This is a genomic window from Coprococcus sp. BIOML-A2 (assembly GCF_009875795.1).
GTDB lineage: Bacteria > Bacillota > Clostridia > Lachnospirales > Lachnospiraceae > Coprococcus > Coprococcus aceti.
The window spans coordinates 171,406-197,634 of sequence record NZ_WWSI01000004.1; the positions used below are offsets into that span (position 1 = coordinate 171,406).

At 42.3% G+C, this 26,229-nt stretch carries 23 protein-coding genes; 6 read left to right on the forward strand and 17 right to left on the reverse strand.

What is annotated here, in order from left to right; all coding sequences use genetic code 11:
- Positions 1 to 62: 62 nt before the first annotated feature.
- The 7 genes from GT575_RS10325 to GT575_RS10355 form a co-directional block, all read right to left on the reverse strand.
- Entirely contained in the window at positions 63 to 1,172 is a 1,110-nt protein-coding gene (locus GT575_RS10325) for a hypothetical protein (protein ID WP_022216360.1), read from the reverse strand.
- Positions 1,169 to 2,575, reverse strand: a complete 1,407-nt coding sequence (locus GT575_RS10330; protein ID WP_330577054.1) for a TIGR03111 family XrtG-associated glycosyltransferase — start codon at positions 2,573 to 2,575, stop codon at positions 1,169 to 1,171. Before GT575_RS10330 ends, GT575_RS10325 begins: the two co-directional genes overlap by 4 nt.
- Positions 2,547 to 3,152 carry an exosortase family protein XrtG gene (xrtG, locus tag GT575_RS10335; protein WP_015535028.1) on the reverse strand — a complete coding sequence of 202 codons (606 nt, stop codon included), beginning with the start codon at positions 3,150 to 3,152 and terminating at the stop codon, positions 2,547 to 2,549. Before xrtG ends, GT575_RS10330 begins: the two co-directional genes overlap by 29 nt.
- A gap of 47 nt (positions 3,153 to 3,199) precedes the next feature.
- On the reverse strand, positions 3,200 to 3,973 hold the full coding sequence (locus GT575_RS10340; RefSeq protein ID WP_015535029.1) for a Firmicu-CTERM sorting domain-containing protein: 774 nt from the start codon (positions 3,971 to 3,973) through the stop codon (positions 3,200 to 3,202).
- Between the two features lie 69 nt (positions 3,974 to 4,042).
- The gene (locus GT575_RS10345; protein WP_022216358.1) at positions 4,043 to 4,495 is read right to left on the reverse strand and encodes a 6-carboxytetrahydropterin synthase; all 453 of its coding nucleotides are present in this window, start codon (positions 4,493 to 4,495) and stop codon (positions 4,043 to 4,045) included.
- 326 nt (positions 4,496 to 4,821) lie between these two features.
- Positions 4,822 to 6,105 carry an aminotransferase class I/II-fold pyridoxal phosphate-dependent enzyme gene (locus tag GT575_RS10350; protein ID WP_055144300.1) on the reverse strand — a complete coding sequence of 428 codons (1,284 nt, stop codon included), beginning with the start codon at positions 6,103 to 6,105 and terminating at the stop codon, positions 4,822 to 4,824.
- 311 nt (positions 6,106 to 6,416) lie between these two features.
- Positions 6,417 to 7,094 (reverse strand): TIGR00266 family protein, encoded by a 678-nt coding sequence (locus tag GT575_RS10355; protein ID WP_022216357.1) that lies wholly within the window; start codon positions 7,092 to 7,094, stop codon positions 6,417 to 6,419.
- Positions 7,095 to 7,340: 246 nt separating this feature from the next.
- Between GT575_RS10355 and GT575_RS10360 the strand changes: the two genes are divergently transcribed.
- From GT575_RS10360 to carB, 4 genes are all read left to right on the forward strand, one after another.
- Entirely contained in the window at positions 7,341 to 8,228 is an 888-nt protein-coding gene (locus tag GT575_RS10360) for a transporter substrate-binding domain-containing protein (RefSeq protein WP_055144298.1), read from the forward strand.
- 60 nt (positions 8,229 to 8,288) lie between these two features.
- Complete coding sequence (locus GT575_RS10365) at positions 8,289 to 8,999, forward strand: amino acid ABC transporter permease (protein WP_004853031.1); 711 nt, start codon at positions 8,289 to 8,291, stop codon at positions 8,997 to 8,999.
- Entirely contained in the window at positions 8,983 to 9,807 is an 825-nt protein-coding gene (locus tag GT575_RS10370; RefSeq protein WP_004853032.1) for an amino acid ABC transporter ATP-binding protein, read from the forward strand. The genes GT575_RS10365 and GT575_RS10370 overlap by 17 nt, the downstream gene beginning before the upstream one ends.
- A 344-nt stretch (positions 9,808 to 10,151) precedes the next feature.
- On the forward strand, positions 10,152 to 13,379 hold the full coding sequence (gene carB, locus GT575_RS10375) for a carbamoyl-phosphate synthase large subunit (RefSeq protein ID WP_161171949.1): 3,228 nt from the start codon (positions 10,152 to 10,154) through the stop codon (positions 13,377 to 13,379).
- Between the two features lie 584 nt (positions 13,380 to 13,963).
- Here carB and GT575_RS10380 read toward each other — a convergent pair.
- The 8 genes from GT575_RS10380 to GT575_RS10410 all read right to left on the reverse strand — a co-directional run bounded on the left by GT575_RS10380 (position 13,964) and on the right by GT575_RS10410 (position 21,602).
- Positions 13,964 to 14,716, reverse strand: coding sequence for an alpha/beta fold hydrolase (locus GT575_RS10380; protein ID WP_004853039.1), 753 nt, complete (start codon positions 14,714 to 14,716; stop codon positions 13,964 to 13,966).
- A gap of 38 nt (positions 14,717 to 14,754) precedes the next feature.
- Positions 14,755 to 15,225 carry an L-2-amino-thiazoline-4-carboxylic acid hydrolase gene (locus GT575_RS10385; RefSeq protein WP_161171950.1) on the reverse strand — a complete coding sequence of 157 codons (471 nt, stop codon included), beginning with the start codon at positions 15,223 to 15,225 and terminating at the stop codon, positions 14,755 to 14,757.
- Positions 15,226 to 15,243: 18 nt separating this feature from the next.
- The gene (locus GT575_RS10390) at positions 15,244 to 16,173 is read right to left on the reverse strand and encodes an acyl-CoA thioester hydrolase/BAAT C-terminal domain-containing protein (protein WP_022216353.1); all 930 of its coding nucleotides are present in this window, start codon (positions 16,171 to 16,173) and stop codon (positions 15,244 to 15,246) included.
- On the reverse strand, positions 16,170 to 16,319 hold the full coding sequence (locus GT575_RS14945; RefSeq protein WP_015535036.1) for a hypothetical protein: 150 nt from the start codon (positions 16,317 to 16,319) through the stop codon (positions 16,170 to 16,172). Before GT575_RS14945 ends, GT575_RS10390 begins: the two co-directional genes overlap by 4 nt.
- A gap of 187 nt (positions 16,320 to 16,506) precedes the next feature.
- Positions 16,507 to 17,922, reverse strand: a complete 1,416-nt coding sequence (locus tag GT575_RS10395) for an alanine/glycine:cation symporter family protein (protein ID WP_022216350.1) — start codon at positions 17,920 to 17,922, stop codon at positions 16,507 to 16,509.
- A 164-nt stretch (positions 17,923 to 18,086) separates the two neighbouring features.
- Positions 18,087 to 19,415 carry a Na+/H+ antiporter NhaC family protein gene (locus GT575_RS10400; protein WP_161171951.1) on the reverse strand — a complete coding sequence of 443 codons (1,329 nt, stop codon included), beginning with the start codon at positions 19,413 to 19,415 and terminating at the stop codon, positions 18,087 to 18,089.
- Between the two features lie 24 nt (positions 19,416 to 19,439).
- On the reverse strand, positions 19,440 to 21,029 hold the full coding sequence (locus GT575_RS10405) for a family 43 glycosylhydrolase (protein ID WP_161171952.1): 1,590 nt from the start codon (positions 21,027 to 21,029) through the stop codon (positions 19,440 to 19,442).
- 138 nt (positions 21,030 to 21,167) lie between these two features.
- Positions 21,168 to 21,602, reverse strand: a complete 435-nt coding sequence (locus GT575_RS10410) for a hypothetical protein (protein WP_161171953.1) — start codon at positions 21,600 to 21,602, stop codon at positions 21,168 to 21,170.
- A gap of 173 nt (positions 21,603 to 21,775) precedes the next feature.
- Between GT575_RS10410 and GT575_RS10415 the strand changes: the two genes are divergently transcribed.
- Together GT575_RS10415 and GT575_RS10420 are read left to right on the forward strand one after the other, a co-directional pair.
- Complete coding sequence (locus GT575_RS10415) at positions 21,776 to 22,159, forward strand: BlaI/MecI/CopY family transcriptional regulator (RefSeq protein ID WP_118649184.1); 384 nt, start codon at positions 21,776 to 21,778, stop codon at positions 22,157 to 22,159.
- A gap of 3 nt (positions 22,160 to 22,162) precedes the next feature.
- A complete protein-coding gene (locus GT575_RS10420) occupies positions 22,163 to 24,001 on the forward strand; it encodes a BlaR1 family beta-lactam sensor/signal transducer (protein WP_161171954.1) in 1,839 nt (612 codons plus the stop codon).
- Here GT575_RS10420 and GT575_RS10425 read toward each other — a convergent pair.
- Together GT575_RS10425 and GT575_RS10430 are read right to left on the reverse strand one after the other, a co-directional pair.
- Positions 23,989 to 24,969, reverse strand: coding sequence for a DUF6070 family protein (locus GT575_RS10425; RefSeq protein ID WP_161171955.1), 981 nt, complete (start codon positions 24,967 to 24,969; stop codon positions 23,989 to 23,991). The genes GT575_RS10420 and GT575_RS10425 overlap by 13 nt on opposite strands.
- 66 nt (positions 24,970 to 25,035) lie before the next feature.
- A complete protein-coding gene (locus tag GT575_RS10430) occupies positions 25,036 to 26,178 on the reverse strand; it encodes a DUF6070 family protein (protein WP_161171956.1) in 1,143 nt (380 codons plus the stop codon).
- Positions 26,179 to 26,229 lie beyond the last annotated feature (51 nt).

Consider the following 26,229-nt stretch of genomic DNA (forward strand, 5'->3'; position numbering starts at 1 on the left):
AATTCACCTCTCAAAACATTTGAACTCAACATCATTTGAATTTGTTCTCATCTGCAGCCGCCTTACCAGTTCGCAAGGTCCAGCAATCTGTCCTTCTCATGGTAAAATGTATTTCTTGGATTTTCCGTGGATACAACTTCTCTGAGTACAGTCTCCAGCTCCGCTCCTTTAGAAAACGCCTCCCATTTGGACAGCATTTCCTCTCTAGTCTTTTCAGCTGCTGCAAGATCCGTCTTGTACATGATCACCACGAAATATCCCTTTGAAAGTTCCGCTGTAACATGATTTTTTCCCATGGAACCCTTTATAAAGTCCATGATCCTGAAAATGGCATCCCGTGAGAAATACCTGTCTCCCATCCTGACGCGAATGAACATAAAAGTGATCGGAAAAAGTTCAGTATCCGAAGATTTCGACAACAGCGTGTCAACTATCTCCAAATCATAGTAACCTTCCCTCTTTATCTCCGTCTTATCGAAATCCCTGTTTCTGAGTTCTTCCTCGTACTGGTCTGTCAGTCTTTCATACTCATCAAACTTTTCATTCCGCTCTGTAAGATCGGACTGCAGCGCAATAACTTTTCTTCCCTCATGTCCAATCCTCCCTGCAAATTCAATTAATATACATCCAAACACCAGTATCGTAGCTATAACGGCTGTCACAATGTAGAATTCCATATTTGAGGTTCCATACTCCTCAAGAACATAATCTTTGTCTGTAAATACACCACACACATACTCTGTTCCAGACACAGACGCCTCACTGACTATTCCGCCCAAATCTTCCATATAGAGTTCAAATTCCGCCTTAGATGATATATTCTCCAGATTCTTTGTTGTATCATCATCCTTCATATACAGCACTCTGCCATCTTTGAGAATGAATCCCCACGTAGTTCCGGATACCGGCACAGAATGTCTTATGAAATGTATCATCGCATCCTCCGATTTCCCAGCCAGCCCATCTGCAATAATCTGCGCTGTGCTGTCCTGTTCATTCTTAAACGAATGTACAACATTGTCCCTGTTGTCCATGATATGGTATCCATAATATATGATCTCAAGCAAAGTGGTGACCAAAACAACTACAAATGCTGCCACCAGTCTTCCCCTGTACGTTTTTTTATTTTCTTTTCTCTTCTCTGTATTTTTATCTGTAGATCTGTCCATCATCTGGTCTCCTCATGTGCACCTGCCAGCTCATCCTCAGGATAGTTGACAAATCTGCGTACCTTATCTAGTCCGTGTGTAAACCGCAGAAAATCGCTCCTTACTACGCCCACTGCCGTATCCCTTTCATCTGAAAAAGTCTGCATCTTCCAGCTGCCCTTTGACTTCATGGAATTTATTATTCCGGCAAACCTGAACCAGAATACAACAAAATTGTAAAGTGGCAGCAGAAATATCAGATAAATTTTTCGCACATAGTATCTTCTAAGCTTTTTAAAGGGCTTTAAAAACAGGCTTATACATATATAAAGAAGTGCTGTGGTAAAAACATACAGCATGTACATAATGATGACCGACTGTATGATAAGACTAAATGGGTAATTCACAAATCCCAGACATATTAGTGCGAAGTACCATATCATTCGCGGAAATGCAAATGTATGATCAAACATGACAAGTCTAACTATGAAATTCGAGAAAAATCCCCTGACCACATTCATTCTGTTCTTCATGAACATATGGACAACCTCTATCTCCCCACGCTGCCATCTCTGCCTCTGGATATACAATCTGTTCACGTCTTCTATCGGATCAACGTAAAATATCGCCTCACTGCAGAGAACCACACTTTCACCAAGCACATCTCTTATCTGAAATGTTACGTGTGTGTCCTCGCACACTGTATCCGTATTGTACATATTGGTTCTCATGATGGTGGAACGTCTGAACGCTGAAAAAGCACCGGAAAGTGTAAATATGTTGTTGAATTCTGACTGAAAGTTTCTTCCGGCAAGAAAAGCCTGGGCATACTCAAAAAACTCAAGTTTTCTGAGCAGGCGAAGTCCGAATCCCTTTGTCTCGTCTATCATCTCAGGATTTGTCATGATTGTACCCGTCATACAGTCAATATCAGCGTTTCTCTCAAACTTTACGACCATATTTCTTATGGCATCCCTCTGCAGAACACCGTCACTGTCTATATGGATCACATATTTGCCAAAGCTGTTGAAAAGCCCAAGGTTCAGTGCCTTAGACTTGCCCTGCTTTGAATTTACCCAGTTCATGGTAAGTTCCGGAAACTCCTCCTGACACTCGCAGAACACTTCAAAGCTTCTGTCTGTACTCATGTTGTTGACGACAAGTATATATATCTTATCATTTGGGTAACTTGAATCATTAATTGACTTGATACACCGTCTAAGACTGTGCTCTTGATTGTACACCGGTATTATCATGGTTATCTCAGGTGAAAAGTTTACTGCCTTCTCCTTATGTGACACTATCTTTTTCTTTATCAGTATCACAAAGTTGCCTATGGTCGGAATGATCTCCATAACTATAGGTATGATGACCCAGGCTGCCCAGAATATAATAGAACTATGAAATATCTGCATTATGTGCGTCAAACTTAAAACCTCCAACCTTCTGTCTTATTATCTGCGACTTTGTAAATACAAAGAAATATAGTGCAACCGTGCATGCATAGAACACAAGACGCCCTATTATCGTATGGGCAATGAAGTATGAACTTTCTCCAAACATATATATTATGAGGCAGATCACAAATATCCTGAGTACATTTGACACAAATATCGCAAATCCTCCCACTACGCTGAGCACGCTTTTCTCATATGTGTGATACAAAGGAAAAAACCACAGGAGCGCCAAAAATGCCAGTATCTCTATGATGCCTGAGCACTCATAGTCTATATACATTGAAAGGTTTGTATCCCCTGTGGATATAAATATTACATTTTTGTTGAAATAAGACTCGTATATTCCAGTCATATCCCCAAACATCCCTGCCACTGCGGATACTGCTTTTTGCAGTGGGGCAAGAATGACCGGCTCAACCAGTATAAGCATGTATATAAAGAGACCCACACTGCCTGCAATGAAATACCAGAATTCGAGTTTGCCACGTTTTAGAACCGTAAGCACATATATCCATATAATAAACGTTACGATCAACAGTATGTTCATCCTGTGTTCTGTCTCCTTTTCACATAGTAATTTTATTATACGAGGGTTTACCTCTTCTTTCTTCTGCACACAAACACTCCGCCTGTTGCAAGTGCCATCGCCATAGCTGCCCCTGCCCACGGACCTGTCGGAGTTCCGGTTATAGTTACGCCCTGCGCGCCGATATTAGGGTTGGACACTGTGATAGTCGCCCCCTGATCAATGTTTATACCCAGATAATCAGCCAGTTTCTTCATTGATATTGAAAACTCTATCTCATCACCCTTTCCCGTCTCAGTGTGTGCTGCATCATAAACCGTAAATGCCACATCGCCATCTATATCTGTATAGTAACCTGCGAACACACCAAAATTCCTGTATATTCCCTCACCTAGATTATACATCTGTCCCGACCAGTTGATCGAACCATCTGAATTCACAGGTAATACATTGAGCACACACTGTTTACCATCTACTGTAATGTTCCAGAACTGGAACTGCATCTGTGATGTGTACAGGTCATTCATGGAAAAATGCACATACAGCCTGTCGCCATCTATCGCAATCTGTCCCTTGTGAACCGAATAGCCATTGTTGCTGTTATATGTTATATCAGCAGATGGATACTGACTCCATTCACCGTAATATCCATCTATGGCAAGCCCTGTTGTGACAGGTCCACTTGAATTGCTCTTTGCCGCATCTGTCTGGGTTGCAACTGCATCATCCGCAAATGCCTGTATTCTGCCGCCCATAATAGAAAAAACTATAAAAATAACAGCGAAAGAAACAGCCATAACGCCTCTGTTCAAATGTTTCTTATACGATTCTCTTTTCTTCATACTCATCACGCCTCATCTCTGTAGTATATTTTCATTGCTCAATTTATATATGTATATATTTCATCTATATCAGCTAAGTCCTGTCATACTCTCAAGTTTCAATATATCATCAAATATCTTCTGATAATTTCTGTTGCTTGTATCCATGTTCATGGTCGGCAGCAGCATCCTGTCAGATACCTGATACACACATAGCGGATTCTCAGATATATCAAGCTGGTATAACTCCATACCACTTTTCATAAGCTGTTTTCGCAATTTCTCGTAGAAGTAGTCGCCTATTGTCTCAAGGGTATTACCACATCCCTCAAACTCAGGAAGTTCATTAAGATACCGTCCCCTATACTGATCTATAAATGACGAGATGATTGCTTCCAACTTAAAAAAGGGAATATCCTCTTTACTATCCTTCATACCTATATAAGTGACAACTGTAAATGAGTGTCCATGTATCTTCGTTATGTCGCCATTAAAACTATGTTTTGCATTAAAGTAGGTTCTGTATATATAGTAGTTAAACAACCATACCCCTCCCGACCATAAACTTCTATTTCAACTTAATAAGACTCATTCTTATCATCTCTAAATTATAAGTACATCATTGTGATATATCAATGATGAAAAATTGCCAAAATAATGTCTGTTTTATGAACATTTTGTAACTTTATGTATAGTCAGAACGTTTCAACCGATTGCGCTGTTCACATTTTATTATCTGTTTGAGTGTTATTGATTGAATAGTCACAGAATCAGTCAAACAGTCATGATGTGAAGAGTCAAAAAAAGATCCCATCCATATGAATGAGATCTTTTTATCTATATCTGCATTATTGCCCCGACATTGCCATTTATGACTCAAGCAGTTTCTGAACACTTACAAGCTTTACGCAGAGAACAAATATCTCTGTTGCCTGCTGCATCTCCTCCGGTGTAGGGAATGAAGGTGCGATTCTGATGTTGCTGTCCTTTGGATCGTTGTGGTATGGGAATGTTGCTCCTGCGCCTGTGAGGATAACTCCTGCCTCCTTGCACTTTGCAACTATAGCCTTTGCACAGCCTTCCATAGCGTCAAATGATATGAAATATCCGCCGAGAGGCTTGATCCATGAACCAATTCCAAGTCCATCAAGCTCCTCCTCAAGAACTTTGAGAGTTGTTTCAAACTTTGGTCTCATGAAATCAGCATGCTTCTTCATATGCTCCTTGAGTCCGTCAAGGTTCTTGAAGTATCTTGCATGTCTGAGCTGATTTACCTTATCGTTTCCTATGGTCTGTATTGTGTAATGCTTCTTGGCATCCTCAAGATTTGCATGTGATGTAGCCATAGCTGAAACTCCTGAACCAGGGAAGCTTACCTTTGATGTTGAAGCAAACTCAAATACCATATCCGGATTGCCGGCCTTTTCACACTCTCCGATGATATCAAGTATCTCTACCTGATTGTCCTCATACAGATGATGGATGACATATGCATTGTCCCAGAAGATTCTGAAGTCCTTAGCTGCTGGTCTTAGATTTGCAAATCTTCTTACTGTCTCATCGCTGTAACAGATTCCCTGTGGGTTTGAGTACTTTGGCACGCACCATATGCCCTTTACTGTTGGATCTGAATTTACAAGTTCTTCAACCATATCCATGTCTGGACCTGTCTCTGACATAGGTATGTTGATCATCTCTATTCCAAAATGCTCTGTGATGGCAAAATGTCTGTCATATCCTGGAACAGGACAGAGGAACTTCACCTTATCTAGCTTGCACCAAGGTGTCTCTCCCATTATTCCATGTGTATATGCTCTTGATACAGTGTCAAACATAAGAGTGAGACTTGCGTTACCACCGATGAAGATATGATCCTCAGTGGTTCCCATCATCTCAGCCATAAGTCTCTTGACCTCTGGAATTCCATCAAGGCACCCATAGTTTCTGCAGTCTATGCCACACTCTGACTTCATATCAGAATCACTGTTGATAACATCCATAAGACCAACAGATACTCCAAGCTGGGTTGGTGATGGCTTACCTCTTGACATATCAAGGTTCAGGCCAAGAGCCTTCTTCTCTTCATATGCCGCAAGCAGCTGCTCTCTAAGTTCCATTAACTCTTCTCTTGATAATTCACTGTACGCTTTCATAAAAGTCTCCCTTGCTACCTAACAATGTTATAGTTATATGTCCAGGTTGCACGTCAAAATATTCTACATCAAATAGACTATCCTAACGTTCAACCCTTGTATCATATAATTTATTTCTCCGGTTGTCTAGACCTTAATCGCATAAGTTTGCAGTATTTTGCAAATTTTGGTTGAAAAATCTAAGTTTAATCACTGTATTCGACTATATTTTCGTCAAAATTTCATATTTAACTTTTTATTTTCAAGTTAGCCGACATTGAAAGATGCTGCAGTGTTCTTTTGGGGTCGGCTTAAATATATGGCTCTATTGGTTATTTAGATGGTATCATGGATGCTATCTCAGCGGCAAGCTGCGACTTCGGCATGGTCTGAAGTGTTATCTTGCCAGGACCAGTTACCACTGTATTGAAGAATCCCTCTCCTCCAAAGAACATATTCATGGCACCACCCTTTACTGTCTCTGCGTTTAAGGAACATGTTGCATCCATCATTGCAAGATAACCTGTGTCAATGACCATCTGCTGTCCCGGTGCAAGCATGTAATCCACAACAGAACCATCGATTTCAAGGAACACTATTCCCTGACCTGTAATCCTCTGCATAATAAATCCCTCACCTCCGAAGAACCCACCGGCTATCTTCTTTTGAAAAGCTATCTCCAGATTGATTCCCGGTGTCGATGCAAGGTATGCTGACTTCTGACAAATGATCTCCTTGCCAGGTCCTATCTCAACCGCCATAATATTTCCCACAAAGCTTGAACCGAATGCTATCAGTCCAGGTCCCCCCTGAGCCGTATATGTATTTCGGAACATCGATTCACCGGATATGGCTCTGGTGAACATCTTGCCTACTCCGCCACCTGATGTCTGCATCTGCATATTCGGAGACATCCATACCATTGCACCTTTTTCGCAGTTTATAGATTCCCCTGCCTCCAGAATGATTTCTACCACAGGCATCATGCCGCCTTTGATCTCGTATCTCATATAATCTGACCTCCCTGTATTCTCCATATTTAATATGAGTTTCATTTTTTTAATTGGTACAAATGTATTATATAGTAAATACTATTCATATAACAATGTTTATTTATAAATCATGAATAAAAGCCTGTTTTTATTAGGCATATCACTTTTTCCCACTTTTGGAACGAGTTTTTTCATATATTAATTGCTTTTTTTGAAACACAATGGTATATTTATTCAGATAAAATATGAAAGGAAGATGTAAAAATGAAACTCAAAAAATTATTAGCAATTTCAATGTCAGCAGTTCTGGCTATGACAGCTCTTACTGCATGTGGAAGCAAGGATGATTCTTCGGAGGCAGGTTCAGGGAGTGCTTCATCAAAGAAGACTGCAAAGGTCATCGAGATTGACCTTACAGACGAGCAGTATGCTTTCGGTGTTGACAAGGAACAGCCTGAGCTCTTAACACAGGTTAACGATTTCATCAAGTCAATGAACGAAGACGGAACATTTGAAGAGATCTGCAATCACTACTTCGGCGATGGCGAGCCTGTTGCAGTTGAGTCAGCAACACTCGATGCAAACAAGGATCAGCTTGTAGTTGCAACCAATGCTGCATTCGAGCCATTTGAGTATACAAAGGGAGAGAACTACTATGGTGTCGATATGGAGATAGCTAAGGCTCTCGCAGACAAGCTTGGCAAGGAGCTCGTTATCCAGAACATGGATTTCGATGCTGTATGTCTCTCAGTTGGTCAGCACAAGTGTGATATCGCTATGGCAGGTCTTACTATAAAGCCAGATCGTGAGGAGTATGTAAGCTTCTCAGATTCATACTACAAGGCTTCTCAGAAGCTTATCGTTACATCAGACAATACAGAGTTTGATGATTGCAAGACAGCTGATGATGTCAACAAGATCCTTCAGGCTAAAGGCTCAGACATGAAGATTGGTTTCCAGACAGGTACTACCGGACAGTTCTACTGCGAGGGTGACGCAGACTGGGGATTCACAAAGCTTGCTATGACTTCAACAGGCTACAAGAACGGTTCTCTTGCAGTTCAGGATCTTTTAAATGGTAACCTCAACTATGTTATCATCGATGCTGCTCCTGCAGCCAGCATCACTGCTGCTCTTAACGCAATGCAGTAAATTTTAATTCGAATTTAGTAATTTTAGTATTAACGCCAATTATGTTTGAAAGGATATTTCATGGGAGACATTTCTACAAAAATACAAAAGTTCATAGAAATATTCATCGACAACAACGGGTATGTTAAGGTAGTCGAGGGTCTGAAGAATACTGTGATAATAGCCATTGCCGGTCTTATCATCGGTATAATAATCGGTACCCTCATTGCTACCGTCAGGGTAATTCCAAAGTACAAGCGTCTGCCTAGGGTTCTGGATGCGATCTGCAGTGTATATGTAGGTTTCTTCCGTGGAACACCTATGGTTGTACAGCTTCTTCTCTTCTACTATGTTCTTCTTCCTATAGTGGGAGGACACATGACAGGAGTTCAGGTGGCTATGCTTGTATTCGGACTCAACAGCGGTGCCTACATCTCAGAGATCATGCGTGGTGGTATACTCTCCGTTGATCCAGGTCAGATGGAAGGTGGACGTGCCATGGGACTCAGTTTTTCGACTACCATGCTCAAAATCGTTATACCTCAGGCAGTCAAGAATATTCTGCCAACCCTTGGAAATGAATTTATTTCTTTAATAAAGGAGACTTCAGTTGTAAGTTTTGTCGGAGCAACTGATCTCTACGTTGCATTCAACTACATCGGAAGTAACAGCTACGAATTCATGGTCCCTTATCTGGTCATGGCACTTATCTACATCGTGATGGTGCTTCTCATCAGCCTGGGAATCAAATTAATGGAAAGGAGCCTGAGAAAGAGTGATAGACGTCATTAATCTTGAAAAAAGCTTCGGTGATAACAAAGTCTTAAACGGCATCAATATCACCATAGACAAAGGCGATATAATGGTTGTTATCGGTCCCTCAGGTTCTGGTAAAAGTACATTTCTTCGCTGTTTGAACTGTATGGAAGACCCTACCGGCGGCCAGATTATATTCAATGGTGTTGATATAGCAGACCCTAAGGTTGATATCAACATACACCGCCGTCATATGGGTATGGTTTTCCAGCATTTCAATCTGTATAACAACAAGACTGTTATACAGAATATCATGCTTGCTCCTGTCTATGTCAGATGTCAGGATTTGAAAAAGGCAAAGCGGCATAATCTTCTGCTTCCTGTCACCAATCTCTTCCGCAAGGAAAAGCAGACAAAGCAGGAAATAACAACAACAAAATCAGAGATCATTGCCGAGGCACATGCAAAGGCGGAGGAACTCCTGAAGAGGATCGGTCTGGAGGACAAGGCGGATGTATATCCATCTACTCTCTCAGGCGGCCAGAAACAGCGTGTTGCCATCGTCCGTGCGCTTGCCATGAATCCTGATGTCATTCTGTTTGATGAGCCAACCTCAGCTCTCGACCCTGAGATGGTCGGCGAGGTTCTTGATCTCATGAAGGCTCTTGCAGATGAAGGCATGACAATGATCATTGTTACCCATGAGATGGGATTTGCCAGGGAGGTTGCCAATAAGGTCGTATTTATTGACGACGGACAGATTCTAGAATCCGGTACACCGGAGGAATTCTTCGGCAACCCTAAGAATCCTAGACTTAAGGATTTCCTTTCAAAAGTGTTATAAGACATTTTATCCGGCATGTGTGTTTTTTCATATGTGCCGGATTTTTTATAAAAAATTCCATGCCATTCATAATTTTTACTATATATTCATACGTACTTTCCAATTCAATTCTTGATCCATTTCATATTTCAGTTCATTTTTTCAATTTATTTCCTTATTAGCTATGTACTTTTGGGCTCTTATACTTTATAATGACAATAATTTGGGCATTTTTATAAAAGAAAATAAACGATGTCCGGCAATGTTTAAAATCACATTAAAATACTTCTTTATTTTGTGTGATTTCATGTAGTTTTCAGTGCTCTCGCTCTGAACAAGAATCATTTTACAATAAGGAGAAAGATATGCCAAAAAGAGAAGACATTAACAAAGTTCTGATAATAGGATCTGGTCCAATCATCATCGGTCAGGCATGTGAGTTCGACTACTCAGGTACTCAGGCGTGCAAGGCCCTTAAGAAGCTTGGTTACGAGATCGTATTGGTCAATTCCAACCCTGCTACCATCATGACAGATCCTGAGACAGCTGATGTCACATACATTGAGCCGCTCAATGTCAAGAGACTTGAGCAGATAATTGCAAAAGAGAGACCTGACGCTCTTCTTCCAAATCTCGGAGGACAGTCAGGACTTAACCTTTGTGCTGAACTTGCAAAAGAAGGCATCTTAGCCAAATACAATGTCAAGGTCATCGGTGTTCAGGTAGATGCCATTGAGCGCGGTGAGGACAGAATCGAATTCAAGAAATCCATGAACGCAATCGGAATAGAAATGGCAAGAAGCGAGGTTGCCTACTCTGTAGATGAGGCTCTCGCCATCGCAGATCAGCTCGGATACCCTGTTGTTCTTCGTCCTGCATACACCATGGGCGGTGCCGGCGGCGGACTCGTATACAACAAGGAGGAGCTCAAAACTGTCTGTGCAAGAGGTCTCCAGGCCAGCCTTGTAGGTCAGGTCCTCGTTGAGGAGTCAATCCTCGGATGGGAGGAGCTTGAGCTTGAAGTTGTACGTGACTGCGAAGGCAATATGATCACTGTATGTTTCATCGAGAACATCGATCCTCTCGGCGTACACACAGGTGATTCATTCTGCTCCGCTCCTATGCTCACAATCTCTGAGGACGTTCAGAAGAGACTTCAGGAGCAGGCATACAAGATCGTTGACTCTGTTGAGGTCATCGGTGGAACAAATGTACAGTTCGCACATGACCCTGTATCTGACAGAATCATCGTAATCGAGATCAACCCTAGAACATCCCGTTCTTCTGCTCTGGCATCAAAGGCTACAGGATTCCCTATTGCCCTTGTGTCAGCCATGCTGGCAACAGGACTTACCCTCAAGGATATCGAGTGCGGTAAGTATGGCACACTGGACAAATACGTTCCTGACGGTGACTATGTGGTTATCAAGTTTGCACGCTGGGCATTTGAAAAGTTCAAGGGTGTCGAGGACAAGCTTGGAACACAGATGCGTGCCGTAGGTGAGGTCATGAGTATCGGTAAGACCTACAAAGAGGCTTTCCAGAAGGCTATCCGAAGCCTTGAGACAGGAAGATACGGTCTCGGCTACGCCAAGGACTACAATACAAAGAGCAAGGATGAACTATTGCGCATGCTCGCACATCCATCAAGCGACAGACATTTCATAATGTACGAGGCGCTCAGAAAGGGTGCTACAGTAGATGAGATATTTGATATAACAAAGGTTAAGCACTACTTCGTTGAGCAGATGAAGGAACTTGTTGAGGAAGAGGAAGCTCTCGCAGCACACAAGGGTACTCTCCCATCCGACGAGGCTCTTACCACTGCAAAGAAGGACGGTTTCTCAGACAGATACCTCAGCCAGATCCTTGAGATTCCTGAGGAGGACATCAGAAATAAGAGAATCGAGCTCGGCGTGACAGAGGCATGGGAAGGCGTACACGTAAGTGGAACAAAGGACAGCGCTTACTACTACTCCACATACAATGCACCTGACAGCAATCCGATAAATGAGAACAAGCCAAAGGTTATGATCCTCGGCGGAGGTCCTAACAGAATCGGTCAGGGTATCGAGTTTGACTACTGCTGCGTACATGCATCACTGGCACTTAAGAAGCTCGGATTTGAGACTATCATAGTAAACTGTAATCCAGAGACTGTTTCAACTGACTATGATACATCAGATAAGCTCTACTTTGAGCCACTTACACTTGAGGATGTTCTCAGCATTTACAACAAGGAAAAGCCAGTGGGCGTCATCGCACAGTTCGGCGGTCAGACGCCTCTTAACCTTGCTTCTGACCTTGAGAAGAACGGCGTAAAGATCCTCGGTACATCTCCTGCTGTCATCGATCTTGCAGAGGACAGAGATCTCTTCCGTGAGATGATGGATAAACTTGAGATACCTATGCCAGAATCTGGTATGGCTACTACTGTTGACGAGGCACTTGAGATTGCTCACAAGATTGGCTATCCAGTCATGGTCCGTCCATCATACGTTCTCGGTGGACGTGGTATGGAGGTCGTATACGATGATGAGAGCCTTGACGGATATATGAGAGCTGCCGTTGGTGTCACACCTGACAGACCTATACTTATAGACAGATTCCTGAATCACGCCCTTGAGTGTGAGGCAGATGCCATAAGCGACGGAACTCACGCATTTGTTCCTGCCGTTATGGAGCACATCGAGCTTGCCGGAGTTCACTCAGGTGATTCAGCCTGCATCATTCCTTCAGTACACATCACTGCTGAGAATGTTGCTACTATCAAAGAATATACAAAGAAGATCGCTGAGGAGATGCATGTCGTAGGTCTTATGAACATGCAGTACGCTATTGAGAAAGGCAAGGTATATGTTCTTGAGGCAAATCCTAGAGCATCCCGTACAGTACCTCTCGTATCAAAGGTATGTAACGTGCGCATGGTTCCTATCGCTACTGATATCATCACATCAGAGCTCACAGGAAGACCATCTCCTGTTCCAGCTCTCAAGGAGCAGCACATACCATATTACGGAGTTAAGGAGGCTGTATTCCCATTCAACATGTTCCCAGAGGTTGACCCAATCTTAGGACCTGAGATGAGATCTACAGGTGAGGTTCTCGGACTTTCAACCTACTACGGAGAGGCATTCTACAAGGCTCAGGAGGCTACACAGACTCTCCTTCCTACAAGCGGAACTGTCCTGATCTCTGTAAACAGAAAGGACAAGGATGAGGTTATCGAGATCGCTCAGCTCTTCGAGAAAGCTGGTTTCAAGATCCTTGCTACAAGCGGAACATATGCCATAATTACGGCTGCCGGAGTAAAAGCTGAGAAAGTCAAAAAGCTCCAGGAGGGCAGACCAAACATCAATGACCTTATAACAAATGGCTCTATAGACCTGATAATCAATTCTCCGAGCGGTAAGGAAAGTGCCCACGACGACAGTTACCTCAGAAAGGCTGCCATCAAGGCAAAGATTCCTTATGTGACTACAATTGCAGGCGCAAGAGCAACCGCAAAGGGTATCCTGTACGTTCAGGCGCATGGCGACAGCGATGTGAAGTCACTGCAGGAGCTTCACAGTGAGATAAAGGACGCTGAGTAATATCGGGCGCGGGCGGCTTTGCCGCTCAGGTAGCCCGGATTGCCAGTTAAAGGACTAGAGGCTTGCTCTAGTTTACAATTTGTTGGCCAGCAAGACCTCTCAGCATTCAAAAGTGCATAAAATTTTATCTAAAATGACAAAAACCAGGAAAAGGATACAATTTCTAATGTCTTTGTATCCTTTTCCCGGTTTTATTTTAATTTGCGAAAATATTATGCGCTTTTTATTGATTACACTTCTCTCCAAGCTACCCTTCTCGCCAAACTACCTACACTGAGAGTCGAACATTTGTTTGATGTGATATATGCGGTGCTACCCTATTCGGTAGGCGGTTAGCCTTCATCACAGGAGTTTATAGCCATAATCAGCTTTATGCATCACTTGCTTTGCTCTTGATTATGCCGTTGGCTCTAAGAGCAATGATAAGACACAAAAATAACCGCCCAGTCCTAACAAACTTTAGCGGTTACTTTTGTATCCAATAATATCAGGGCTAACCGTCTATCGGTTGCACCTTTTGATATTATATTAGCATTCTCCACCCCCTTCATGTCAAACGTATATTAACTCATATTTTCCATATCTCACTGAAACTTGCTCATCATTTCCTCAAACAACTCAGGCCTGAGTAAGACAAGTCCGCCGTGTCCGAGTTCCGGTAATACTTCAAACTCCGTCTGAGGTAGCCTGCGCCTGATATACGCTATATCATTTTTCCGCTCTTTTTCTTCATTCTTTGCGTACCAATAATGGATGTGCGTATCAATCTTCGGAACAGGATCCGGCACCTTATAGTTATTGCACGATTCAAATGTTCGCCACAGTGTTTTGCTGCTGCAATGTCTCAGAACATCCGCAACATACTGCAGATCTTCCTTGGAATAGTCGTCTGTAGCAAATGCCTTTTCCAGCAAAGCCACACCGCCTGCTCTGCCTATCATCATCATTAGATAATCCTTGAGCGCAATAAAGCGTGTCACGATCCATGGCAACTGATACGGTGTGATTCCGCCGTCTATTACACAATGCTGTATTCTAACCTTCTGTCCCAGCGCAACCATAAGCGCAACGGAACCGCCCATAGAACAGCCATATACAGCATATATCTCCGTGAATCCCTTCGCCTTGATCCAGTTATTTAAGTCTGATGCAATCTGCTCCACGCTTGTAAAGTCATTGTCATTGTCAAAATCATAACCCGGAAGTGCCGGAACCAGCAGATGATAATTCTTTTCTAACAGAGGAATTACATTCTCAAAGTAATCCCACTTCACAACAGATGGATGTATCAATATTATCGTTTCTTTATTCTCTTTTCCGAACTCATGGATAGTCATTGTATTTTTCCTTCCTCATACCATATTCTTTCTTTAGATCATGATGAAAATATTCCACATTCCGTATAAGTGTTATAGAATTCGTCGACACCTTTCTCATAGCGGAATTTCCAGTCAAGCTCATACTTTGATGTCTGGCTTGCTATGCTCTCCTGCACCTTTTTGTCCTGAACATTGTCAGTGAAGAGCGTACACTTCTTGTTCTCATGCGCCTTCACCATGAAAGGCGAATCGAACACCGCAGTGACCATCTCATCCACAACTTCAGGTGTGATCCTATCCGGCTCTGCCTTGTGCAGTGAAAATACAAATGCTGCGATATACAGGTTCATCTCCAGTGAGCTTCCACCTATATCGGGAGTTCTGAGAAGCATCTCCTTGTACTCTCTCTTCACGGATCTTTTATATCTCTTCATGTCCATATCAGGATATATCTGCGCAAGCCTTGCAAGTGCCTGCTTAAAACACAGCAGTTCCACAGCTTTTGCATACATTCCATATTTCAACATTTTAATCGCCTGCCCTTTTTATTCCTGTATCCATTCCTTAAGTGCGGCTGAGAGTCTTCTGTCTATATCCTTTCTCGTCGCCTCGCACTCATTTGGATAATCCTTTGCAGCCTTGAATATAAACTTCATGACAAATTTCAGTCCAACCGGAAGCGCCATACGAAGCATCGATTCCGGCAGAACAAAATGAGTTCCATGCTCATACACAAGCGGCACATACTCACATGTATGTGGACGCTCCTTCAGTCGCTGATCCATTCTGCGGATGTATTTGCCCGCCTCCCAGAACGAGTCGTCGTCTGCACCAATCAAAAACAGCTTTCCCCTTATGTTCTCGACCTTGATCATTTCCTCTTCTGTGTGTTCTCTGGCCTTCTCCGAATCGATAAACAGACAGGTACTGCGCTCAATGTCGCCGGAGCCCTTTGTCTCCTCCTCGATTTTCTGCCAGTACACAGGATGCTCATACACAAATGGCATATAAGCAAGAGGCTCGCCTCTCCACGAAAGAGTCGATGCACCCGGTATCGGCCATTCCTTACATCCGTCTTTTTTGCCCTGTTCAAATCCCTGCCATACAAAGTCACTTGCCGTAAGTCCAAATGTCAATGTGATATCAGGAAAATACGATGCCGCAACAATGGAATCCATTCCAGCCGTACTCATTCCCATGATGCCTATTTTCCGGTTTCCATGACTTTTCAGCCATGCAATAGCCGACTCTATTCTCTCAAGCGGATTATTTACATGGCTGTAATTCTTCTTTCCAGGAGATATGCAGAGTGCGTTCACACCATTTTTGTGCAGCCACTTTGCTCCGCACTTCGCCATAAAATCATTCGGATCGTCTCCAAACAGTCCTATGAATGCACAGTCAGCCCCATTTGGATTCTCGTAGTATGTTCCGTAGAACCCATCCTTCTCGATCTCAAAAAACTGTTTTTTCACAACTTTTTCCTCCATTTTCCTGTATACTCCAGACCGCCCTCGCTGCCTGATAACACAATGACAACTTTATCTCTTCTGTCACCAACCGGATATAAGACACAATCCGCCTTGTGCAGTGTTTCTTTTATAGTTTCAGAACCTTTCATTTGTTACATCCCCCTGATCCAATTCTCTTAACAACCACAATGTTAGCCGCTACTAACTTTATTGTCAACTGTTATTGCTTTATAAATCAAAAAAACTCCCGCAAATAAAAAAGCAGCCAGACAAAATTTTGTCTGACTGCTGGTAGGTGTTCATCCAATTATTATAAATATTTACTTCTATTGAGCCCTACAGTTCCTTGTGACGTGCAAAGTAATCCTTTGTCTCTGCCACAACCACACTGCTGAGTGCAAGCAATGCTATGATATTCGGAATCGCCATAAGTCCGTTAAATATATCAGCGATAGTCCATACAGCCTTAACTGTCATGTATGGTCCGATAAATACGCAAAGTATGTATAACCAACGATAGATCTGAACTGAGACCTTGCTGCCGTTTGTGAGGTACTCAAGACACCTCTCACCATAATAGTCCCAACCAAGGATAGTTGTAAATGCGAAGAATACAAGGCAGATCATCAGGATGAATGCTGCAACCTGACCTGGCATAAAGAAAAGTCCCTTCTGGAATGCATCAGTTGTGACTGCGATTCCCTCAAGGCTGCCATCCTGCCAGCTTCCCATCATAACGATTGAAAGACCTGTCATTGTACATACGATGATAGTATCAATAAATGTACCTGTCATTGTTACAAGTCCCTGACGAACAGGCTCCTTTGTCTGAGCTGCTGCTGCTGCGATAGGTGCAGAACCAAGACCAGCCTCATTCGAGAAGATACCACGTGCAACACCCTTCTGCATGGCTATTGCAAGACTTGCTGTAACACCACCTGCAAATGACATAGGCTTAAATGCGCACTTGACTATTGTTTCAAATGCAGCTGGAACTTTATTTATATTAACTATGATAAGAACCAGACACACCACGATGTAGAGAACTGCCATGAATGGTACTATAATCTGAGAAACCTTTGATATTCTCTGGATTCCACCGATTACAACAAGTCCTACAAGGATTGCAAGAATAAATGCTGAGATGACGATGGCTATTGAGTAGTCATTTCCAAAGATTGATACTGTATTTGCCTTGTCAGGATCAAAGAAAGCCTGAACTGCAGAAGCAATACCATTTACCTGTGTAAATGTACCGATACCCATAAGACCTACGCATGCTCCGAAGAATGCAAATATCTTTGCAAGCCACCTCCACTTGTGACCCATACCGCTCTCAATGTAATAGAAAGGTCCTCCGAGAACGTGTCCATCCTCGTCAATCTTTCTGTACTTTACAGCAAGCAGTCCCTCTGAATACTTTGTTGCCATTCCAAAAAGCGCTGCGATCCACATCCAGAAAAGTGCTCCGGGACCACCGGCAAGGATACCTATAGCTGTTGCTACTCCTACGATATTACCTGTACCGATAGTTGCTGAAAGTGCTGTACATAACGCGCCAAAGCTCGTCACCTCTCCTGTACCGTCTTCCTCATTCTTAATCATGAATCTCAGTGCCTTTGGCAGATGAACTATCTGAAGGAACTTAAGTCTGATCGTCAGATAGATTCCGCAGACGATGATGAGTATTATGAGTGGCAAGCCCCAGACAATATCATCAACTTTGCCTAAAAAGTTTGTGAATGCGTCCATGTTACTCCTCCTATTTTTTATTTATAATTCACAAGTGTAAATTATAGCATAAAAATTCTTAAATAAAAACGAAAAAACACGCATTTTCAACATTTTTCTTGTTCTTTTGCGTGTTTTTTGAATATTTGTTTATTATATTACGAAATAACGCATATTTATATTCTTTACCGTCTCTTTGCCAGATGTGGTTTGTCATCACTTCTTATAAGCATCCAAACAAGTGAACTTACAAGAAGAAGTATTGGATAAAACAGATTTGGGATTATCTGGAATGCTGATATCTCATGTCCCAGCTCCGACACCGCTGATATTGCAACCAGCATCTGGGCACCGTAAGGAATGATTCCCTGGAATATGCATGAAAATGTATCAAGCAGTGACGCTGCTCTCTTCGGGGATATACCATAATCCTCTGCCATCTCCTTTGCTATCGGATTTGCCATGACTATCGCGACCGTATTGTTGGCTGTGGCTATGTCCATGGCTCCAACCAGAAGTCCGATTCCGAGCTGGCCTCCCTTGTCACCCTTGAACACCTTCTTTATAGCCGAAAGCAGCGCCTCAAACCCGCCATACTCTCTGATGAGTGAACACATGGCAGCCACAAGTACAGCTACCATACTCGTCTCGAACATTCCCGCTGCACCGCTTCCCATATTCGTCAGGAGATCCACTGCTGCCGTCTGCCCTGTGGCAAGCATGATGATGGAGCCTGACACGATTCCAACTATCAGGACTACAAACACATTAAATCCCACTATTCCTCCTATGAGTACCAGAACATAAGGTATGATCTGTATCATATTATAATCATGTTGTACTACTCCGCCTATCTCAGTATTGAATGACTTAACCAAGATTACTATGAGCGTCACAATCGCTGCAGGAAATGCTATCCAGAAGTTTGCCCTGAACTTATCTTTCATGGCACACCCCTGACCATTACATGCTGCTATGGTCGTATCCGATATGAACGACAGGTTATCTCCGAACATCGCACCGCCCATGATGGACGCCACACAGAGCGGCAGATTAAATCCTGACGCATCGGCAACTGCAACTCCTATAGGCGTCAGAAGTGTTATTGTTCCAACAGACGTTCCCATAGCTGTTGAGACAAAGCACGCTACAACGAACAAAACTGCCACGGAAAATCTCGCCGGAATGATACTCAGCATAAAGTATGCCACACTCTCGGCACTGCTCCGCCCCACGACTCCCACAAATATTCCCGCCGTCAGGAATATGAGCAGCATGGTTATAATATTTTTGTCTGTAAGTCCATTTGCCATGATCTGAAGCTTCTCATCAAAGCTTACCTTTCTGTTCTGCAGACATGCCACAAATATCGCCACCATAAAGGCAACCACTATTGGAATATTGTAAAATCCCATCGGGATCTTCAGCACGTACTCAAACAGTATTCCAAGTCCCAGATACAGGACAAGAAAGACGTATATCGGTATCAGTGCCGCACCATTTGACTTCTTCATAATTCTCCCTCTTCTTTCAATATTTTACCTAAATCGTATATCTTTTAATTGAACCTTTATTCTGCCATGGTATACAAGATACACCGCGTGGACTCCCTCTGGGAAATCCACTTTGTTCTCGCACCATCTCCACTCTGTCTCTGAGATATCTTCAGATACAGGTATATCTATTCTTCCGATACTCTCACTATCTTCTGTCACACATATGTCAAAGTATCCTTCTACATTCTCTGCCAGATCGTTTGCATCCTTGAGCTGCTCCTGATTCTCGCATCTCTCGTCTACCCTGACAGGTCCCTCATACACCACCTTGTTGGCATCCGTCTCATATCTGACATTCACGCCAAATGTACTGCTGCCCCCAAGCGCAAAATACTTATACCCTATGAGTGTTCCATCCTCTATCTCCGCAATAAATCTATCCTCACCCTTGTTCGTCACATTTGGGAATTCTATCGTGTATATACTGTTGGAGCCGTGCGGCATATGTCCATTTGTCAGGTTGCATGCTATCACCGCTGGATACGTGCCATTTGCCACAAGCGGTCCATTGTTCAGTCCGCAGCTCGTAACCTCCACCTGGTCTATGTGTCCATCCGCAGCTATATAGATCTTCTCGGCACAGGCCTGTCTGCTGTAGTCCGACTTATGTGTGAGCCTGTGATAGAACACGTACCACTGACCATCTATGCACTCTATACTTCCGTGCGTGGTTCCGGTCATATTCAGCTTGTTCTCGAAACTTCTTCCCTTATATCCCACATCGCCATTTGACACTATAGTGCCACCAAATGTAAATCCGTGATCCGGATAATCGCTCACCGCATAGCACAGCTCATGGTTCTGCCATGACGAATAAACAAAGTAGTATTTGTCTCCCACCTTTCTCATGGATGAACCCTCAAAAAATGGATGCTCCTCAAATGATGTGCCCTTCACAGCGTAAGGAATGATGTGCCTCGGTTCTTCCTTGACCGTCAGCATATCGTCCTCAAGCACCACCATGATCGGTCCCATGATGCTGTCCTTGTAGCCAAGTATCTCCTCCTTTGTTCTTCCAAACATAGATACCTCATCATCCAGCCTGCCATTTGTCAGAAAATCAGGCTCCTCCTCGTATCCGTACTGGGTTCCGTAGAATATCCTGATGGTTCCGTCATCATTCATGGCTGCCGGATCAAAGCAAATGTACTTCTTCATCACAGTGCCGTCCTTATACTGCACATGGCCAAGATATTCGTATTTGCCCGCCGGCGTATCACACACAGCTACACTGATCGGCCCTGTGTATCCGCCGTAACCGTAGTCACCACCCATACAATAATACAGATAATATCTGCCATCATTCCCCCTCACAACATCTGGCGCGTACATATACTTCAGCTCCGGGTATGCCGGATCCTGACTCGCCCTGTATGTAACGCCCTCGCATCGCCAACTTGTCAGATCTTTTACCGGCGCGGAGTACACCACATAATCCTGCATACAGAACGTGTAACCGCCCTCCTTATCGTGAGATCCATAATGATAAACCCTGTCGCCCCATACATGCGGCTCGCCGTCCGGTATGTACTCATTCAGCGGCAAAAAGGGATTGTAAACCTGCCTGTTCATATATCTTCTCCTTCTTATATCATTTTTTTCTGTTCCCCTAAAACAATAAATCCCCAACATGATCCGCGTCATCTACAGACATGTTGGGTTCTCATATTTACAAGTATATTTAATAAAACTTTTTTAGTCAACAATCACTTATAAAAAAGGCTGCATCTGTTCGCAGAGTTTCTTCTCAAGCTCTATGAGTCTCTTCGTCTTATCCTTCGCCCTGTCATCCGCCGCCTTATATTCGTTTAGATATTTATTCAGCGACTTCACACCCATATTGCAGCCATCCGTCATAAGCTCCGCTATGGTATTGTCAGACTCATCCACTATGAGTTTCACATTTGTCTTGATCCAGGACATGCTCTTGGCTATTGGATTTGGATCCTTGCCATCGTCGTGGTACTCATCCAGCAGCTTCTGTATCTCCTGTTTTATTGCATCGTGCTCCTCCTTACATTCTATAAGTATCTTCTTCATCTTCGCCGCGTGCACATACCCAAGCACCTCATCAATAGACAAAACGCCCATCTTGATCCCGGCATCACATTCCCTGAGCAGCTTTATTGTGTCTGGTGATATCATCTCATATACCTCCTTAGCCTGTATATGAGTATGTTACCCGGTGTTTGAAAATTATATACTCTGCTAAACAATCCTTTTTGGAGAGTTTCCTCATATGTATAGACAAAGGTTGACACCCCACCCCATAATCTTTATACTGTTATTACAAATGTAGTATTAAAGGAGTATAATCTATGAAACACATTCCCCAGATTTCCGAAGCCGAATATGAAGTTATGAAGGTTATATGGAAATATGCCCCTATAAGCACAAATGACATTACTGACAAACTGTTGCAGACCACTTCATGGAATCCTAGGACTATCCAGACTCTCATCAAAAGACTTTCTGATAAGTCCGCCATCTCCTATGAGAAAAAGGGCCGCATGTTCGTCTACTCCCCTGTCATCAGTCAGGAGGAATATCGAAAACATGAAAGCTCATCTTTTCTAAAGAAGTTTTTCAATGGACACATATGCGACATGGTTTCTGCGTTTGTGGATAGTGATGAGCTTAGTGCTGATGATATAAAGGAACTTCAAGACATATTAAATGTAAAAGGCACCGGGAGGAAATAAGGCTTGACAGAATTTTTCACACATTTTTTTATCAGCAATATATCCATAAGTTTCGCTCTGCTGCTACTGATATTTGTTCGATTTATGTTCAGAAAACAGCTAACATGTAACGGCAAATACAACACCATATATATTGTGCTGTTTCTTCTCGTAATTCCATTTATCCCTGTAAATAATTCATTTATATTCCAAGCCATAGGTTTCATACGATCATTATTTAACAGAAGTACTTCTGCCGCAAATACAGTTACTCCTGTGCCTATCAATACCAGCCCTTCATCAAATGGGAACTGGATGAACGACTTTGCTATATCTGTAAACAGTACATCTACAATATATCCAAAGCTCCTTTTTATTATATGGCTTTCCGGAGTTTGCATATTTTCCATCCGTTTAATAGTGTCAGGCATATCACTATACAAGCTGAAAAAATCTGCTGTTCCAGTCACCGACGATACTGTCATATTGAATATATATTCGGAATGCCTTGAGCTCTGCAATGTGCGCAGATACAAACCGAAATTATATTACTCCTCTGCTTTATCTGGAGCGGTCATTGTAGGTGTATTCCGCCCTGTTATATATATTCCACGGCAAATCAACGACTGCATATCCGATTACACAATAACCGACCTGAGACATATTTTGTTACATGAACTACAACATTTTAAACGCAGAGACAATGCCGTGAATATGTTTATCTGCATATTCTGCATACTGTATTGGTTCAATCCTGTTGTTATATACACATTACATACAGCAAGACATGACAGAGAAAAAGCATGTGACAATGATGTATTGCAGTGCCTCGGTCAAAGCTATGCTGTGAAGTATGGACAGACCATCCTCCGTGCGGCTGCAAGCAGATCCAGTAATTCATCATCGGTATCATTCAAGAGCAAAAGCAGGAAAAAATTACTTAAAACAAGGCTTCAGCTTATTGTTAATTTCAACCCTGTCACCAACAGAGAAAAACGAAAATGTATATATGCATTTTTCATTATCATATTGCTGATGACTGTATGTGCGCCATTATCTGTATATGCTCTGGATGATACACAATACAAGGATTTTGCCCCAGTGAATCTGGAATTCTTGGATCTATCCAGCTACTTTTCTGGCTACAACGGCTGTTTTGTGCTGTACGACAAAGGAAATGATAAATGGTTTATCTATAACCAGGACAGAGCTCTATGCCGCACTTCACCGGATTCTACATATAAAATATATGACGCAGTGATGGCTCTTGAACATGGCATCATAACTTCCGACAACTCATTTATGCGCTGGGATGGGAGCACTTACCCTTTTGATGCCTGGAACACAGACCAGACACTTCGATCTGCCATGACCGGATCTGTAAACTGGTATTTTGACAATCTGGATGCAGCCATGGACCACACAGATGTGAAAAATTTTCTCAGTCTTATTGAATATGGAAATCAGAATATCAATTCAGCTCAGAACTGTTACTGGCTGGAATCCTCTCTGACTATATCCCCGGTAGAGCAGGTAGAACTGCTATGTCACCTGAAAAAAAATGATTGGAACTTGTCTAAGGCAAATGTGGATACAGTCATGGAGTCCATGTTTATAGCAAGCTCTGATGGAAAAAGTCTGTATGGCAAGACAGGTACCGGCAGAATTGATGATGTAAATATAAACGGCTGGTTCGTTGGATTCATTACATCTAATGATAATGATTACTTTTTCGCCACGAATATATCACTTTCTGAAAATGACAATCAGTTTTTATCAGCGGACGGACTTTCCGCATCGAAGATCTCTCTGTCAATACTGCGTGATCTTGGAATATATGCCTATGGATATCAGTCAGAATAAACCGGTATGTCACATTCCATCTTCTCTATATGATTTGACATATATTTGAAAGTACCATCTTCTTCCGGTTTTACTGTAAGTGTATTTCTAAATGCAATGTCCGATCCCTTGTCAGCCCACACCGCATCAACAATAAGCGAAACAGTTCCATCATCGTTGTAGGAATAGTCCACAACCTCTCCGAATGGTGGGTACTGTTTTCCAAGGATGACATGGTATCTGTACGAATCTTTTTCTGGATTGTAATCACATTTATCCCTCAGCTCCGTCACAGTGACAGGGAACATTGACAACATAACAGACTCATATTTGTCTGCATCTATCCATCCACCATCAGGTTTCAGATTTTCACCAGTGTACAGTCTGTATATATCATCAAACATACACGGCACAAGTATATCAGATGCATTTGACTCATCCCAATCGATAACAAGCATATTGTAATTCACATAACTAAGCCCATACACATATTTTCTTGTCAGTTCCCTGCATTCATCCGTCAACGGACTGACTCTGAAATACTCCTTCAGCCCACCATGAGCTATTATATTTGAATATGTATATATAAAGTAGCCTTTTTGTGTGAGTTTCATATCTTTTAAATCCTGTATGCCAGTCGCTATAAACTTCCAGTCATGATTCTCGAATTTTGCTGTGTTAAAAATCATCTGTATCCGGCTGTCATCATACACAAATGTCATCTCCGTCACGCTTGCATCCCGGTTTACCCTATATACGCAAATGTAATCACGCCCTCCACCATCTGTATATTTTCTATAAAATGACTGAAATAGCTGATAATTATACATATTGGTATCATCAGAAAAACACATCAGTCCACTGTTTCCTAAGATATCTACTGCACCATATATTAAATCACTATTATCCGAAATATCTTCATCCTCATACAACTTTCTTATGGCATCTGACTGCAATATTCCTATTATATTTACTTTAACATTCTCCATTTCGTCATCGGATAACAGACTATCAGCAATAACATTTCCATTCTGATTTATTGTGATGGTCTTATCTCAGTAATGCTCCTGCCACTCTTTATCAGAAAGCCTGTCTCTGTACCAATATATCCCCTCTTTGCCCATCGTCAGAACATCATTTGACACATACTCAAATCCATCATTTTCTTTCTCCTTTATTGTAACTTTATGTTTAAATAATCTGCCACTCTCATCCTTCTCCGAAACAGCATTTACTATGAGGGTTATTGTTCCGTCAGCATTATGCTCAGCATCCACTACCTCTGGAAATGGAACCAATGGTGTTGCACTGTGATCAAACATCCCCCTCGTTCTGTACTGATACATTTGTCTAGACACATCATACACATTGACATGCTGAAGTACGTCTGTAGACACAGGCAAATACTCCTGAAACACCTTCTCATATAACTCTTCTTCTATCATATATGTGACCCCCTCCTCCGAATAGGGACTGGACACACCATATTTCATTTTGTAAAATGCCTCATAGATATCGTAATAATTTATTTTGTTCATATCTGATTCATCCCAGTTTGTGGTAAATAAATTATTCGAATCATATCCAATAGTCTTGATATACTTTCTGTTAAGTACCCTTAACTTCTCATCCAGAGGCTCAACTCGTAATGCCGTATACGCAGAATCTCCGTCATATCCTCCCATCCTGTACCTCTCAAAAAATAGATATCCGTCTGTGTATTTCCATGTATAGGCCTTATAGTTTTCTTCATTTTTCTCAACAAAACAGTTATTCTCCCGCACATAGAATCGCCTGGTTATCATCACATTGTTACCGCCTGATTTAAAATCAAACCTTACAAAGGACTTATCATACATGACCTGCAGTATTGTACATCCCGCATCTCTGTTTTCAGCCACCTCTGATAAAAACATCTCCGCATTCTCTGCATTTGCCATATTGATCTGATTCTCCACATCCACAGCTATGTACCCCTTACTTCCCATCGATTCTATTACGGTCCTAGTCTGATTCAGTTTTTCTTCCTCGGTCTTGCATTTCATATCCTGACAAGATGAATATATATCATCCAAATCTGCAATAAACTGATTTTCATCAGATATACTAAAATCAATAACTGTCCGCTCTGCGTCTGCCACTGCATTTTTATTGGAACAACTGCATAACAATATGGCTACGCCAACCAAAAGTAGCATACAATATAACTTCTTGTATATATTACACACGTAGTATTTCAAGATAAAAAA

Excerpts from the sequence above, each read along its gene's own strand:
- xrtG (WP_015535028.1), bottom strand. The coding sequence starts at position 3,152 with ATGAACATACTGTTGATCGTAACGTTTATTATATGGATATATGTGCTT.
- GT575_RS10410 (WP_161171953.1), bottom strand. The coding sequence starts at position 21,602 with ATGATATCACCAGACACAATAAAGCTGCTCAGGGAATGTGATGCCGGG.
- GT575_RS10425 (WP_161171955.1), bottom strand. The coding sequence starts at position 24,969 with ATGGAGAATGTTAAAGTAAATATAATAGGAATATTGCAGTCAGATGCC.
- GT575_RS14945 (WP_015535036.1), bottom strand. The coding sequence starts at position 16,319 with ATGAAAGGTTCTGAAACTATAAAAGAAACACTGCACAAGGCGGATTGT.
- GT575_RS10360 (WP_055144298.1), top strand. The coding sequence starts at position 7,341 with ATGAAACTCAAAAAATTATTAGCAATTTCAATGTCAGCAGTTCTGGCT.
- GT575_RS10380 (WP_004853039.1), bottom strand. The coding sequence starts at position 14,716 with ATGACTATCCATGAGTTCGGAAAAGAGAATAAAGAAACGATAATATTG.
- carB (WP_161171949.1), top strand. The coding sequence starts at position 10,152 with ATGCCAAAAAGAGAAGACATTAACAAAGTTCTGATAATAGGATCTGGT.
- GT575_RS10365 (WP_004853031.1), top strand. The coding sequence starts at position 8,289 with ATGGGAGACATTTCTACAAAAATACAAAAGTTCATAGAAATATTCATC.
- GT575_RS10415 (WP_118649184.1), top strand. The coding sequence starts at position 21,776 with ATGAAACACATTCCCCAGATTTCCGAAGCCGAATATGAAGTTATGAAG.
- GT575_RS10395 (WP_022216350.1), bottom strand. The coding sequence starts at position 17,922 with ATGGACGCATTCACAAACTTTTTAGGCAAAGTTGATGATATTGTCTGG.
- GT575_RS10405 (WP_161171952.1), bottom strand. The coding sequence starts at position 21,029 with ATGAACAGGCAGGTTTACAATCCCTTTTTGCCGCTGAATGAGTACATA.
- GT575_RS10400 (WP_161171951.1), bottom strand. The coding sequence starts at position 19,415 with ATGAAGAAGTCAAATGGTGCGGCACTGATACCGATATACGTCTTTCTT.
- GT575_RS10340 (WP_015535029.1), bottom strand. The coding sequence starts at position 3,973 with ATGAAGAAAAGAGAATCGTATAAGAAACATTTGAACAGAGGCGTTATG.
- GT575_RS10350 (WP_055144300.1), bottom strand. The coding sequence starts at position 6,105 with ATGAAAGCGTACAGTGAATTATCAAGAGAAGAGTTAATGGAACTTAGA.
- GT575_RS10430 (WP_161171956.1), bottom strand. The coding sequence starts at position 26,178 with ATGCTACTTTTGGTTGGCGTAGCCATATTGTTATGCAGTTGTTCCAAT.
- GT575_RS10325 (WP_022216360.1), bottom strand. The coding sequence starts at position 1,172 with ATGATGGACAGATCTACAGATAAAAATACAGAGAAGAGAAAAGAAAAT.
- GT575_RS10355 (WP_022216357.1), bottom strand. The coding sequence starts at position 7,094 with ATGAGATACGAGATCAAAGGCGGCATGATGCCTGTGGTAGAAATCATT.
- GT575_RS10385 (WP_161171950.1), bottom strand. The coding sequence starts at position 15,225 with ATGTTGAAATATGGAATGTATGCAAAAGCTGTGGAACTGCTGTGTTTT.